The sequence below is a fragment of the Methylosinus sp. R-45379 genome, from assembly GCF_001644125.1.
In the GTDB taxonomy this organism is placed as follows: Bacteria; Pseudomonadota; Alphaproteobacteria; order Rhizobiales; family Beijerinckiaceae; genus Methylosinus.
On sequence record NZ_LUUM01000248.1, the window covers coordinates 1 to 14,119 of the forward strand.

The 14,119-nt window shown below is 63.2% G+C and carries 13 protein-coding genes; 6 read left to right on the forward strand and 7 right to left on the reverse strand.

Annotated elements, in window-relative coordinates:
• Positions 1-26: 26 nt before the first annotated feature.
• Positions 27-659 carry a response regulator transcription factor gene (locus A1351_RS11680; protein ID WP_064033037.1) on the reverse strand — a complete coding sequence of 211 codons (633 nt, stop codon included), beginning with the start codon at positions 657-659 and terminating at the stop codon, positions 27-29.
• A gap of 104 nt (positions 660-763) precedes the next feature.
• Here A1351_RS11680 and A1351_RS11685 point away from each other — a divergent pair, with 104 nt between their 5' ends.
• The 6 genes from A1351_RS11685 (at position 764) to A1351_RS11710 (ending at position 6,623) form a co-directional block, all read left to right on the forward strand.
• Positions 764-2,170, forward strand: a complete 1,407-nt coding sequence (locus A1351_RS11685) for a histidine kinase (RefSeq protein WP_064033038.1) — start codon at positions 764-766, stop codon at positions 2,168-2,170.
• Positions 2,171-2,264: 94 nt separating this feature from the next.
• Positions 2,265-2,669, forward strand: a complete 405-nt coding sequence (locus A1351_RS11690; RefSeq protein ID WP_064033039.1) for a calcium-binding protein — start codon at positions 2,265-2,267, stop codon at positions 2,667-2,669.
• A gap of 28 nt (positions 2,670-2,697) precedes the next feature.
• Positions 2,698-3,882 carry an ABC transporter substrate-binding protein gene (locus tag A1351_RS11695; RefSeq protein WP_064033040.1) on the forward strand — a complete coding sequence of 395 codons (1,185 nt, stop codon included), beginning with the start codon at positions 2,698-2,700 and terminating at the stop codon, positions 3,880-3,882.
• 74 nt (positions 3,883-3,956) lie between these two features.
• Positions 3,957-5,006, forward strand: coding sequence for a YVTN family beta-propeller repeat protein (locus A1351_RS11700; RefSeq protein WP_036291304.1), 1,050 nt, complete (start codon positions 3,957-3,959; stop codon positions 5,004-5,006).
• A complete protein-coding gene (locus A1351_RS11705) occupies positions 5,003-5,755 on the forward strand; it encodes an ABC transporter ATP-binding protein (protein ID WP_026599892.1) in 753 nt (250 codons plus the stop codon). The genes A1351_RS11700 and A1351_RS11705 overlap by 4 nt, the downstream gene beginning before the upstream one ends.
• A 43-nt stretch (positions 5,756-5,798) precedes the next feature.
• Positions 5,799-6,623, forward strand: a complete 825-nt coding sequence (locus tag A1351_RS11710; RefSeq protein ID WP_024878298.1) for an ABC transporter permease — start codon at positions 5,799-5,801, stop codon at positions 6,621-6,623.
• A gap of 11 nt (positions 6,624-6,634) precedes the next feature.
• Here A1351_RS11710 and A1351_RS11715 read toward each other — a convergent pair whose 3' ends face one another.
• The 6 genes from A1351_RS11715 to A1351_RS11740 form a co-directional block, all read right to left on the reverse strand.
• Positions 6,635-7,471 (reverse strand): nitroreductase family protein, encoded by an 837-nt coding sequence (locus A1351_RS11715; protein ID WP_064033041.1) that lies wholly within the window; start codon positions 7,469-7,471, stop codon positions 6,635-6,637.
• Between the two features lie 50 nt (positions 7,472-7,521).
• Positions 7,522-8,541 carry an enoyl-CoA hydratase/isomerase family protein gene (locus tag A1351_RS11720; RefSeq protein WP_157096274.1) on the reverse strand — a complete coding sequence of 340 codons (1,020 nt, stop codon included), beginning with the start codon at positions 8,539-8,541 and terminating at the stop codon, positions 7,522-7,524.
• Between the two features lie 91 nt (positions 8,542-8,632).
• Positions 8,633-9,277, reverse strand: a complete 645-nt coding sequence (locus tag A1351_RS11725; protein WP_157096275.1) for a hypothetical protein — start codon at positions 9,275-9,277, stop codon at positions 8,633-8,635.
• Between the two features lies 1 nt (position 9,278).
• Positions 9,279-11,609 carry a polysaccharide biosynthesis tyrosine autokinase gene (locus tag A1351_RS11730; protein ID WP_064033044.1) on the reverse strand — a complete coding sequence of 777 codons (2,331 nt, stop codon included), beginning with the start codon at positions 11,607-11,609 and terminating at the stop codon, positions 9,279-9,281.
• A gap of 36 nt (positions 11,610-11,645) precedes the next feature.
• A complete protein-coding gene (locus tag A1351_RS11735) occupies positions 11,646-12,353 on the reverse strand; it encodes a polysaccharide biosynthesis/export family protein (protein WP_024878293.1) in 708 nt (235 codons plus the stop codon).
• Positions 12,354-12,455: 102 nt separating this feature from the next.
• A complete protein-coding gene (locus tag A1351_RS11740; protein WP_245291638.1) occupies positions 12,456-14,060 on the reverse strand; it encodes a sugar transferase in 1,605 nt (534 codons plus the stop codon).
• Between the last annotated feature and the right edge of the window lie 59 nt (positions 14,061-14,119).

Here is a 14,119-nt window from a genome sequence, read left to right on the forward strand (position 1 = left end):
GCGGGAGAAGGAGCGCGCACCGAGATTCAGACCAATTCTTTCGCGAGCTTATTCTCGACGGCGATGCGAATGAGGTCGGCGCGCGAGCGGGCGCCGAGCTTGCGCTTCAGCAGCGAGCAGCTGTTGGCCACCGTCTTGTAGGACACGCGCATGACATGCGCGATCTCCGCCATTCCCTTACCTTCCGCGAGCAGGCGCAAAATCTCCAGCTCGCGGCCGCTCAGCCCCTCGAGCGGATTGGCGCCGTGCTTCTGATCGAAGAAGGCAAGCTTTTGCGCCACCTGATTGGAGAGATAGCGCTCGCCAGCCGCAACCATGCGCACCGCCTTGAGGAATTGCGCCGGATCCTCGCTCTTGGCGAGATAGCCCTTCGCGCCATGCTCGATGGAACGCGCAGCGAAGACGGGATCGTCATTCATAGTGAAAACGATCGCCTTCGTATCCGGCTTGCGCTTCAGCATGCGCCGCAGCAGCTCGAAGCCGGAGAGCCCAGGAAGATTTATGTCGAGCACGATGACGTCCGGCTGCGCGGACGCATGCGCCTCGAGCGCCGCGTCAGCGTCGCGCGCCTCCAGCACTTCTATGTCCGATTGCCCGGACAACATGCCGCGGCATCCGGCAATCACCATGGGATGGTCGTCGACGATCAGCACGCGCATCGGGCATAGCCATTGTTCTAGAGAAGATTACTATGCGAATACAAAATCTTGTTTGTCAATCACCGGCGCCTCGCGCCGACGCGACGCGAAAATGGGAGTGTTCCATGTCCTTGAAGGCGAGGCTCGGCTGGCTCATCGCCATCGTCCTCACTGCAATGCTCGCGGTCAATGTAGCGATCATGATCGGCCACGCCGGCCCGCGCGTGCGCGCCGAGGCCGAGAGCATAGAGCATTTGGCGCATGAGCTGGTCGAGACCGCGCTCGCCAGCGTGCAGGAGACCAAGGACCCGATCCCCGCGCTGCGCAGGCTGTTCGACAATCTGCGCAATCTGCGCCACATAGAGATAGAGATATTGCCCAATGACGATATCGCGCCGAGCTTCGACTCGAAGTGGCGCAAGGAGATGCAGACGGGCGTGCCCGATTGGTTCGTGAGCCTGTTCGCGCCGACGCCCAAGATCGACATCATCCCCGCGCGCATCGGCGACGTCCAATACGGCAACATCGCCATCATCTTCGATCCGGTCGACGAGCTGGCCGAGATATGGTCGGACCTCCTATGGCTCGGCGCCATCAGCCTCGCCGTCACATTGCTGATGCTGGCGCTGGTGCTGACGCTGCTGAGCCGCACGCTCTCGCCTTTCGACTCGCTGGGGCGCGGATTGGCGCGGCTCGAGGCGGGCGAGAAGGATGTGCGTCTCGATCTGCGCGGCGCCTCCGAATTCAGGAATATTTCCCAAAAGCTCAATTCGCTCGCCGCGACGCTCGATCGCGTGACGGAGGAGAATCATTCGCTCATCGATCGGCTGTTCGCCGTGCAGGATTCCGAGCGTCGCGACATCGCCCGCGATCTGCATGACGAAGCCGGCCCCTGTCTCTTCTCCATCCGCGCCGGCGCCGCGACGCTCGTCGCCTCGGGATCGGGAAATTTTCCCGATCCCGAGCTGCTGCGGCGAACGTGCGCCAATATAGACGCCGCCGGACAGGCGCTGCAGACGCTGCTGCGGCGAATGCTCGAGCGGCTGCGCCCGCCGGCGATGAGCGAGCTCGGCCTCGAGGCGGCGTTGCGCGGGCTCTTCGCCTCCTGGACCGGCAGCCGCGCCGATGTGCGGCTGTCGCTGCGTATCGCGCATGATCTCTCCTGCCTCGACGAGAAGATCGCGCTGACCGCCTATCGCGTGGTGCAGGAATCGCTCACCAATATTTTCCGTCACGCATCCGCCGCCAATGCGGAGGCGCGACTGGAATTCGTCGAGGCGCCGCCGGAGCTCGCAGAGGCGGGCGGCGCCGAGGCGCTGCGCGTTCTCGTCGAGGACGATGGCGTCGGCCTGCCGGACGAGCGCAGATTCGGCCTCGGCCTCATCGGCATGAGCGAGCGCGTCCATGCGCTCGGCGGGCTGATGCGCATGGAGCCGCGGCCGAAAGGCGGCACGCGGATAGAGGTGCTGCTGCCGCTGCCCGAGGTGGAGGAGCCGCCCGAGGCGGACGAGCGCGAGGGCGACGATCTGTAGCGGGGCCGCGTGCATATGTACGCTTTGTGTGATCGGCCGGCTCCGACTATATTGGGAGAATCTCGCGATTTTCGTCGGGAAAAGGAGGCAAGATATGACGGCCAAGTTTCACATTATCGCCCTCGGCGCTGGACTGTGCCTCGCGTCGGCCATGGTCGCGCAACCTGTTTTCGCGGCGCCTTCGCCGATCAAGAGCTTCGACACGGATAATGACGGCACGCTCGATCTCGCCGAGGTGAGCAAGACCGCCGCGGCCGTCTTCGACAAGCTCGAGAAGGACAATGACGGCACGGTCGACCGCAAGGAGGTCGGCGCGCGCATCGGCAAGAAAGATTTCGCCGCCGCCGATCCGGACGATGACAAAACGCTCACGAAAGAGGAATATCTCGCCCTCGTCGGCAAGCTGTTCAAAGCGGCGGACAAGGACAACGAAGGCACGCTCGACGCCAAGGAGCTGAAGTCCAAGGCGGGTCAGGCGCTGCTGAAGCTGATTCGCTGAACGAAAAAAGGAGCGGCCGACACGCGTCATGATCAAGCGTTGCGTCATCGGGGCGTCGGTCGCCGCCATTCTCGCCATCATGCCCGCCGCGGCCGAGCCGCTGCGGGTGAAATTCGGCGTGCTGCGCCAGCAGCATTCGAGCGAAACTCTGTCGATCCTCGACCTGCCGGCCGAGGACGACACGCTCGCCGGCGCGCTGATCGGCGTCGCCGACGATAACACCACCGGCCGCTTCACCAATCAGAGCTTTGAGGCGATCGACGAGAAGCTCGCGCCCGGCGATGACGCCGTCGCCGCCGCGCAAAAGCTGCTCGACCAGGGCGCCGTCGCGATACTCGCCGATCTTCCCGCCGACGATCTTCTACATGTCGCCGACGCGCTGAAATCGCGCGACGCGCTTCTCCTCAATGTGAGCGCGGCCGACGATAGGCTGCGCGAGGAAGACTGCCGCGCCAATGTCATTCATGTCGCGCCGACGCGCTCCATGCTGACCGACGGGCTGGCGCAATATCTCGTCTGGAAGCAATGGCGCCGCTGGCTCGTCATCAAGGGCTCGCATCCGCAGGACGAGCTGCTCGCCGCGGCCTATCGCGCCAGCGCGAAGAAATTCGGCGCGAAGATCGTCGACGAGCGCGTCTATGTCGACACGGAGGGCGGACGCCGCTCCGATTCCGGCAGCGTGCAGACGCAACGGCTGATTCCGCCGCTGACGCAGGGCGCCAGCTATGACGTGCTGATCGCCGCGGACGAGAGCGAGGTTTTCGGCAATTATCTGCCCTATCGCAATTTCGATCCGCGTCCAGTGGCGGGCTCGGCCGGCCTCATTCCGACGAGCTGGGACGCCTCGCATGAGCAATGGGGCGCGGTTCAGCTGCAAAATCGCTTTCGCGCGCAGTTTCATCGCGGCATGAACGCCCGCGATCACCAGGCCTGGGTCGCAGCGCGCATGATCGGAGAGGCGGTGACGCGCGCCTCCTCCGCCGATCCGAAGACGCTGGCCGCCTATCTCACCGGGCCGGATTTCAACATAGCGGCCTTCAAAGGCGTGCGCCTGTCGCTGCGACCCTGGAATCGACAGCTGCGCCAGCCTATTCTGCTCGGCGACGGCCGCATGATTGTCTCGGTGTCGCCGCAGGAGGGCTTCCTGCATCAGACCTCCGAGCTCGACACATTGGGCGTCGACAAGCCCGAAACCAAATGCAGGCTGAAATGAAAGCGATCAGAAATCTCGGCGCGCGATTCCTTCTCCCGTTTACGGGAGAAGGTGGCCCGGCGCAGCCGGGTCGGATGAGGGTCCATTCGAGACAGCTCAGCGACTCGCCCTCATCCGCCGCGCATTCGCGCGACGCCTTCTCCCGCGAGTGGGAGAAGGGACGCGCGTTCTGCTCGGCTGCGGTCGCGGCTCTTCTTCTCGCTGCTCCGGCGCAGGCCTTCACCGCCTATGTCAGCAATGAGAAAGGCAATAGCGTCACCATCATCGACACCGACAAGATGGAGGCGATCAAAACGATCAAGGTCGGCCGCCGGCCGCGCGGCATCGAGATCTCCAAGGACAATTCCGAAGTCTATATCTGCGCGGGCGACGACGACACGATTCAGGTGCTCGACACCAAGACGCTCAAGATCACCGGCAATCTGCCCTCCGGTCCCGATCCCGAGCTGATGATATTGAGCCCCGACGGCAAGACCGTCTATGTGTCGAATGAGAACGACAATCTCGTCACCATGATCGACACCAAGACCAAGCGCCAGATCGGCGACGTGCCTGTCGGCGTCGAGCCGGAAGGCATGGCGGTGAGCCCGGACGGACGCATTCTCGTCAACACGTCCGAGACCACCAATATGGCGCATCTCATCGACACGCAGACGAAGCAGATCATCGCCAATGTGCTGGTCGATGCGCGTCCGCGCTTCGCCGCCTTCAAGCCGGATGCCTCCGAGCTGTGGGTGTCGTCGGAGATCGGCGGCACGGTCGCCGTCATCGATCCGCAGAGCCATAAGGTGACGCAGAAAATCCGCTTCGAGATTCCGGGCCTCTCCAAGGAGGCGATCCAGCCGATCGGCATCGCCTTCACCAATGATGGCAAGCGCGCCTTCGTCGCGCTCGGCCCGGCCAATCGCGTCGCCGTCATCGACACGGCGACGAAGAAAATCGAAAAATATCTGCTCGTCGGCCAGCGCGTCTGGCATCTCGCCTTCACGCCGGACGAGAAATATCTCCTGACCGCCAATGGCGTCTCCAATGATATTTCCATCGTCGACGCGGCCAGCCTCAAAGTGCTGAAGTCGATCCCCGTCGGGGCCTTCCCCTGGGGCATTGCGGTCGCCGGCAAATGACCGACGAACCGCTCGCGCTCAACGTCGAGCATATCGGACACAGCTATGGCGCTCGGCGCGCGCTGGACGATGTGAGCTTCTCCGTCGCGACGGGAAGCTTCACCGTGCTGCTGGGCCTCAATGGCGCCGGCAAGAGCACGCTGTTCTCGCTCATCACACGCCTCTACGCCGCGCGCGAAGGCAAGATCGAGATCTTCGGCCATGATGTCGCGCGCGAGAGCGGCGCGGCGCTACGCCGACTCGGCGTCGTCTTCCAGGCGCGCACGCTCGATCTCGAATTGAGCGTGATGCAGAATTTCGTCTATCACACCGCGCTGCACGGCATAGGCCCCGCCGAAGCGAAGCGCCGTGGGGAGGCCTTGCTGGAGCGCGCCGGCCTCGCGGATCGCGCCAAGGACAAGGCGCGCGATCTCTCCGGCGGCCAGATGCGCCGCGTGGAGATATTGCGCGCGCTGCTGCATGAGCCGCGCGTGCTGCTGCTCGACGAGCCGACTGTCGGCCTCGACATAAAGGCCCGCGCCGATATTCTCGCGCAAGTGCGCGCGCTGGTCGCCGAGCGCAAGCTCGCCGTGCTGTGGACCACGCATCTCATCGACGAGGTGACGCCAAGCGATGATGTCGTCGTGCTCCATCAGGGCAAAGTTCTCGCCGCCGACACATCGGCGAATATAATGGCGGCGACATCGACAGAGTCGATCGGCGCCGCATTCGAGCAATTGACCGGCGCCAAGGCGCGAGACGCGGCATGATGCGGCCCTCACGCCGCGCGCCCGAAGACAAAGCGGAACAGCGATGACGACCGAAACCAGCGGCTTCACCGCGCGCCAATACGCCATCTGCCTCGCCGGCGTGATCTGGCGCGAAGCCTTGCGTTTCCTGCATCAGCGAGAGCGCTTCGTCTCCGCTCTGGTGCGTCCCTTGGTGTGGCTGCTGATCTTCGCCGCCGGCTTTCGCCAAGTGCTCGGCGTCTCCATCATCCCGCCCTATGAGACCTATGTTCTCTACGAGGTCTATATCACGCCGGGATTGATGGCGATGATCCAGCTCTTCAACGGCATGCAGTCCTCGCTGTCGATGGTCTACGACCGCGAGATGGGCAATATGCGCACGCTGCTGGTCTCGCCCTTTCCACGCTGGTATCTGCTCGGCGCCAAGCTTCTCGCCGGCGTCGCCGTGTCGATATTGCAAGTCTACGCCTATCTCTTCATCGCCTATTTCTGGGAGATCGAGCCGCCGACGCCGCTCGGCTATCTCACCGTGCTGCCGGCGCTCGTGCTCGCGGGACTGATGTTCGGCGCGCTCGGCATGCTGCTCTCATCCGCGATCAAGCAGCTCGAGAATTTCGCGGGCGTGATGAATTTCGTCATCTTTCCGATGTTCTTCGCCTCATCCGCGCTCTATCCGCTGTGGCGCGTGCAGGAGTCGAGCCCCGTCCTCTATTGGATTTGCCTCGTCAATCCTTTCACCCATGCGGTGGAGCTGATCCGCTTCGCCTTTTATGAGAAAATCTCCTGGGACTCGCTCGCCGCCGTCGCCGGCTACACGACGTTCTTCTCCGCCGGCGCGCTCATCGCCTATGATCCCGCCAAGGGAATGCTGATGCGCAAGGGCGGCTGAGCCGCCCCCGCTCACTGGGCCGCTTCGAAAACCCGCTCGTCGCGACGCGCTGCAACAACTCCGGGCGTCGTCTCGATCCAATCGACCGCGACGGGCTTGCGCGTTCGGAACATTTCCGGCGCCGGCAGCGCATCATCGGCCTTGTAGCCGATCAATATGGAAGCGACGATATCGATCTCCGCGCCGAGACCGAGATAATGTCGAAGATCGCGCTGCACATTGAGATAATTGGATTGAATGCAGGTCGATAGGCCACGCGATTGCGCGGCGAGCGTGACCGCATAAGTGAAATTGGCCAATCCGAAAGTGCGCGTCAACGCATTGACGCGCACCAGCACGGGCACATTGCGCAGCGATGCGAAAAAGCAGCGCAGCCCTTGCAGAAGGCTCGGGTCGCGCGCCGCCCGCCGCAGCAGCGCAGTGAGCGACAAGCGCACGAGATCGACGTATCTGCGCCGGTCCGCGGTGCGATAGACGAGCACCAGCCGCGGCGCGCCTTTGACCTCGAAGAAGCGCCGATACATGCCGGTCACATAGCGCCTCCATTCATCCGCCGTCGCCGGCCTGCGCTCGTCGACCTTGGAAGGCTCCGCGCCGCCATTGCGCAGCACCTGCTCCAGCACCGGAAAGACGGACTCCCATCCGGCGAGCTCGAAGCGCGCGATCACATCCTTCGAGGCGTCGTGGCCAAGGACGATCACCTTCCAGGCTTGCGTGTTGCCCGGCGACGGAGCCCATGATGCGAGCTCGAATATTTCCGCGAGCAATGCGTCGTCGACCGGCGCATCGCTGTAATGCCGAATGGCTCTTCTTTCGCGCAATCCTTGTTCGAGACCGATATCGTCCATGCGCTCACTCCTTCGATTCCACCGACGCTGCGCTTCCATCGCGATGAGCCTCAATTCGGCATAGAGACGCGAACGCTCTCGTCATCGCCCGCTTCCTCGCCAGCGCCGATCGCTTTCGAGAAGTGGCGATTGAGACGCTTCGGCCTCTGGCGATGCGCCGCGATCGATTCCGCCAAGCGCGCTCCGACGCATGAGGATGCGCGCACGCGCGGCGCGTCGATGATCTCGTGCAGCGCCGTCGACAGATCGTCCATTTCATCGACGAAAGCGACATGAGCGAGGATTTGCAGCAAATGCGCTTCGGCGATATTGCGCGTCTCGCCCGTTCGATCTTCGACAGTGAAGAAGGCGTCGCCGATGCGCGCCGGGCGTCCTTGAAAGACCGCCGCCATGCGGTCGATCGCGATTTTCGCGTCGGCGATCCGCTCGGCCAGGGTGAAGCGCTCTATCCTTTCGCGATCGGCGAGAACCTCGGACAGCAGCACGGGAATGGCGTCCGTCACCATGGCGCGCGACATGACATCCCATCCGATGAGCCCGGCCATATGGCAGAGCCCTAAGGTATGATAGGGAACGCCGATCCGTAGATGCGGCATCAATACTTTGATATCCGATCGCGCGCAGACGACCTCGCGGCAGCTGAGCGCCAATTCGACGCCGGCGCCGACGAGATGGCCTTCGACGCGCGCCATTGTCGGGACGCTGCGGCCGAGCTCGCGGAGAAGCTGCGTCACACGGACGAAATAATTGTCCTCGCCCAGCAGATCTTCGCCGGGACTGACGCGCCGCGCCGCGGCTTCGAAATCGTTCAGATTGAGACCAGCGCAAGCGACCGAGCCCGAGGCCGTATCGAAAGCGATCTCGAGACGATCGAAGGGCAGCTCGTGAAAGCGGCGAAGCGTCTCATAGAGACTATCCGTCGCGACTTTCGTCAGCGCATTGTGGTTCGGCGGGTCCGAAACAATGACGTGAAGCACGCCGTCGCCGGCCTTGTAGCGCAGACCCGCGACATCGCCGAGCCCGAGCATGGCGCGCTTCGCCTCTTGCTGAAAATTGACGTCGTGCTGCATTTTGAAATCTCCAATCCGCATGAAATTGGACGCGTCGAAGCTGACGCGCGATAGAGGAGCCGTTCGGCTGCGCCGATGTCGCCTCGCGCGCCTATGATCCGGCGCCCGATTTCGGCGCCTCGACCGCGCGAAGCAGAAATGTCGCGAGCCAGGACGTCTCCGCCTCGACGAAGCTGCTCGGAACCAATATTGCGATCACGATGATCGCGACCGCGATGAGGAAAAGCGACGGCATCAGCAATCGCGACGGACGCCGCTCGATCGGTCGCGGAACCCATGGGATATGGCGCATCGGCGGCGCCACGCGTCGCGCGCTCGCCTGAATCTTGCGTCGATCCGGCGATTCTTGCGCCTCCCGCCACGCGGCGAGCACTCGACGCGCGAAAACGGTCTTCCATTCGGCATGGGCGTGATCGGGATGCAGCCAGATCATCAGCCAACGCATATGCTTTCGCATATCGGCGCGGCTCGCGCCGGGGCTCACGCCGAGAATTCTATGGCTGTCGGCCGTAGGAAAGAACAGGATCTGCTGCACATAAAATTCCGCCGCCGCTTTAACATAGCTCTTGTCCTTGCCGGAGCGACGCGCGGCCTCCTCGAGCGTTTCCTCGCAGCCGGCCGCGATGCGAATGACCTCGAGCACGTCGTCGGGCAATGGCAGCTCGCGCGCGCGCGCCGCCATCGGCGGGATCGACGCGAGAGCGAGCGCGCATTGCAATGCCCTGCTTCTCGGCACGTCACTGTTCCATCGTCGCGGAAATTGCGCGATCCTTTTGGTTCTTCGCTCCATAGCCGAAATATTCGCCGCCATAGGCAGGACCGTGGCCGTAAGCGTCACCATAGGCGTAGCCATAGGAGTGACCGACGTTGGTCGCGTCGAACTTATTCAGCAGGCAGCCGAGAATACGCGTGCGTGCGAAATCCAGCCGCTTGACCGCCGCACGGACGACGCGCCGGCGCGTGTGCATCGAATCGACCACGAACACAGCGCCATCCACTATGCTGCCGAGCAGGGGCGCGTCGGCGAGGCCCACGACCGGAGGACCATCGATGACGACAATGTCGAATTTCTCTCGCGCCAGCGCGAGCAGCGAGGCGAAGCGCGGTCCGGCCAAAAGCTCCGCGGGATTCGGCGGCACAGGACCGGACGACATGAAGGTGACGCCATAGATGAGATTCTCGGTGACGGCGGCGGAGGCGTCCAATGCCCCGGTCAGCACATTGGCGAGGCCGCTGCTGTTGTCGACGGAGAGTATGTCGTGCAACGACGGCTTGCGCATATCTGCATCGATCAGCAGCACCTGCATTCCGAGCTGCGCGAAATTGGCCGCGATGCAGACCGATGTCGTCGACTTGCCCTCTCCTGGCCGCGAGCTCGTGACGAGGAGCGTCTTGGGCGCGCCCGTGGCCGTCGAGAATTGCAGCGACGTCCGCAGCGAGCGATAGGCTTCCGCCATTGAGGACAGAGGATCGCCGATGACCTCGTTCGCGACAGAATAGGACGGGTCGCGGGCTTTCTCGTCATCCCGCCGCACGAGTGGAATGACGCCGAGCACGGTGAGGCCGAGCGCCTCCTCGATCTCTTCCGGAATCTTGAACGTATCGTCGAGAAATTCGCGCACCGCGATCGTCGCGACCGAGATGAGCAGGCCGAGGACAATGGCGAGGCCGAGATTCTTCAGCAGCCGCGGACTCGACGGGCTCTTCGGCCGCTCCGCCTTGTCGATGACCGAGACATTGTTGGTCCCGATCGCGCCGGTCACGCCGACCTCCTTATATTGCTGCAGCAGGCCGTCGTACAAGGACCGGTTGGTGTCGACCTCTCTTTGCAGAATAGTGTATTGAATGCTGCGATCCCGCAGATCGAGCGCATCTACCTTCAGGCTTTCGATGCGCTTGAGGAACGACGATTCCTGATCGCGTGCGGCTTCATAGCGCGCCTTGATCGCCTGACGAATGAACTCGACGTGCTCCCTGATCTGGCGATCATATTCCGCGATCTGCGCCCGCAACTGCCTCATCTCTGGAAAGTCCGGCTTCATGACGCCGAGCTTGTCCTGATATTCCGCCATCAGCTCGGTGCGGCGTTCGCGGGCTTTCTGAATGCTCTTGTCGTCCAGCACCTGCGGCAATCCCAATCCGCTGCCGCTCTGCGCCTGCATCCACAGCTGCTCTTCCTTGATGCGCTGCGCCATGGCGGCGCCGAGGGAGTCGTTGAGCGATTTGAGATTGGCCCCGGTGATGGAGAGCTTGTCATCGACATTCACAATGCCTTCGCGTTGCGCATAGGCGACGAGCTGCTTCTCGGAGTCTTCCAATTTGAGCTTCACCTGCTGCAGCTTCTCCTCGAGGAAAGTGCGCGCATAGGCGGAGGCGCTGTAGCGGCGGTCCAGCGTCATCGCTACGAAATTCTCGGCGACCGCTGCGCTGACCTGCTGCGCGAGAATGGCGCTTTTGCTGCTGAAGCTGACCTTCACGATGCGCGACATCGGAATCGGCTGTACCGCAAGGCCTTTCAGCACGGCGTCGACCGCCAAGCGTCGCCTGCGGACATTTTCGGGCTCCTCCTCGCGTCGCTCGAACAGGCCTTGAAGCACGCGCCCGAGGAGAGAGACCTCCACATCGACGAAGCCCTTCTTGTCCGCGAGGGAGAGCGAGGACACGACGCGCTCGGCGAGCGCGTGACTCTTCAAAAGCTCGTATTGAGTCGTGTAGAATTGCGGATCGTCGGTTTTCTCCACCAGCGCGTCTTGAATGCGCACGACCTTCGCGGCCTCGCGATCGATCTGCATCGTCGTCGTCGCCGTATAGATTCGCGGCGTCAGGAATGTGATGACGAAGGCGCAGAATATCGCGCCGGCGCAGATAGCGGCCACGAGAATGCGATACTTGATGAGCAAGCCGACATATTTGAGGAAGTTCGAGGCGCCGCTATTCTCGTCGAAGCTCGGCTGCCGTTCGTCACAAGGGGCAGAGTAGCGTCTGCCGGCGACGATCGCTCGCTCCGATTGCGTGGCGTCGAGAGCGACGGCAGACGCACCCGTCTCTGGCCTTTGATCCGCGCTCATTCCAAAAACGACCTTTCTAGCGTTGACTTTGGAGCGTCACCAAGGTCTCGCTCCGATGCTGAGCATTGCGGGGACCGCCGATTTGATGACTTGCACGCCTGTGCGCGCCAAGGATTCATCGACGACGATCGTGTCTCCGCCATAGACCAGCGGATCGGGCGCCTGGCCGGAACGAATGGCGGCGACGTCGAATTTCGCGCTGACGCGCCTTTGATCGGAGACGCGGATCAGCGTCACCGCTGAGTCGCCGACGTCATTGATCCCTTCCGCCATCGCCAGCGCTTGCAGCAGCGTGTTCTTGCCCTTGAGCGCATAGACGCCGGGCTTTTTGACCGCGCCTTCGACGGTCACGCGAAGCCCGACCGATTCTCTCACGAACACCGACACCTGCGGCGATTGCAGATATTTCGCCGCGAGCTTGCGCGTGAGCTCGGCTTCCAGCTCGCTCACCGTGCGACCTGCGGCGACGACTCCGCCGATCAAGGGAAAGGAGATGCGGCCATTGCCGTCGACCTGCGCCACGCGGCTGAGATTGGTAAAGCCGAATATGTTTATTTCCAGCACGTCCTGCGCGGAGATGCGATAATCGCTCTGTGTGAAATCCGTGTCGGCTCTCGCCGTGTCGGGCTCTGGAAGGCTGGCGGTGTAGGACGGGTCGACGCCCACGCCGACCTGCGGAGAGCATCCGGAAAGCGTGACGCAAATGGCGGCGAGCGCCGAAAATCGGAATAGACACACAATCATAATCTGGCCTTTGCTCCCGTGGGCGCGCATCCTCTGCTCGACCGAAACTCTTGTGAAAAAGGCTATCGAACAGCGCGCCGCGCGAAATCTCCGGCGCCTCGGTCAGCTGGGCTCGACGGCGCGATAGGGGTAATCCATCGCCACCGCGTCGAGCGCCGGTAGCCTCTCGGCGCGTTCCGCGACCGCGCGGCGACGGTCGCGCGGCGTCTCGCGCTCGCATGGGGCATCGCGACGCGATGCGGCATGCACTGCAAACTCTTGGCGATACCAGCGGATCGCATGCTCGACCGCGCGTCCGTTCAGCTTCTCGCCGCCGAGCGCGACGAGCAGCGTCCCAATGACGATGTCGAGATCGAGCCGCGGGCCGGCGTGCTTGATGTACCAGAGGTCGAGCGCGTTTTTTTCTTCCGGCGTGACGATGGCGCCGCCATTGATCTGCGCCCAGCCGGTGACGCCCGGACGCACGCTGAGTCGCGGTCCCGGATCCTCGGGCTGATCCTGCGGCAAGAGCGGCCGCGGGCCGATGAGCGACATTTGGCCCGCGATCACATTATAGAGCTGCGGAATTTCGTCGAGGCGGCTCGAGCGGATGATGCGGCCGATGCGGGATAGACGCTGCTCCTCCGGCGCCGGACGGCCCTTGTCGTCGAAAGGCGCGCGATAGGTGCGGAACTTATAGAGCAGGAATTTCTGGCCGTTCTTGCCGATTCGCTGCTGCCAGAACAATATGGGCGCGCCGACATCGATAAAGACGACATAGGCGACGCAGATCGCGAGTGGAAAGGCTGCGACGAGCAGCAGGCTCGCGGCGCAAATGTCGATGACGCGCTTCGCCTTGAAGTATGCGGGCGTCTCGAACGTCTCGATCGCGCCGAGCTCCTGCGCCGCGGCGGGCGGCGCAGCGATGAAGTTCCACGCTTCCGTTATGCAGTGGATCGGCACGCCGCGCGCCGCGCATTGCGCCTCGACCGTAGCGAGAAGATCGGCGGGCAGGAAGGTCATGTCCTCGGCGCGCCACACCTCGTCGACTTCGACGCCATGGACGGCGTATTCGTCGATGACGGCGCCGATGTCGCTGGGGTCGCCGACGATGGAGACGCCGGCGATCTTGCGGCCGAGGAGCGCTGGGCGCGCGTCGAGCGCAGCGACGATCTGGGTCGTGCGCGGCCGCAGATAATCCGTCAATTTGATCGCCGCCGAGGCGAAGCGATCGACGCCGACGACGATCACGCGGCGCAATTCGGCCTCGGCCTCCGCGCTGTCGAGCTCGTGCTTGCGCGAGAGATCCTTGTGAAGCGCGCGCATCGTCATGCGCGTGGCGATCATGCCGGCGACGAGCACCAATCCGAAGATCAAGGGCGTCGAACGCGGCACGCCTTCGAAGCGCGTGAGCGCGAGAAGAATGGCCGAGCTGGAAGCAACCGCGCAAGCGGTGGCGCCGCAGAGGGCGAAGGCGTCGCGCAGGGAGAAGAACTGCCCCATGCGATCGCTCAGCCGAAAGGCGAGGATCATGACGATGGCGCAGCCTGCGGAGATGACCGCATATTGATAAGGCGCTGGAAATGCCGCCGGAAAATCGCCGGGGTCGAGCAGCAGAGGATCGCGCAGAGCGAGCGCGATAATCGGCGCGATGATCGCCGACAGAAGATCGGCGGGCTCGATACGAAAACGAATGCGGTCTCTCGATGCTGGCGAAGCCAATCGCATGGCGCAAATTCTCCGATCGCGATCGGAAACTGGCGTGCATTTTTCGAAAAGTCACTCCG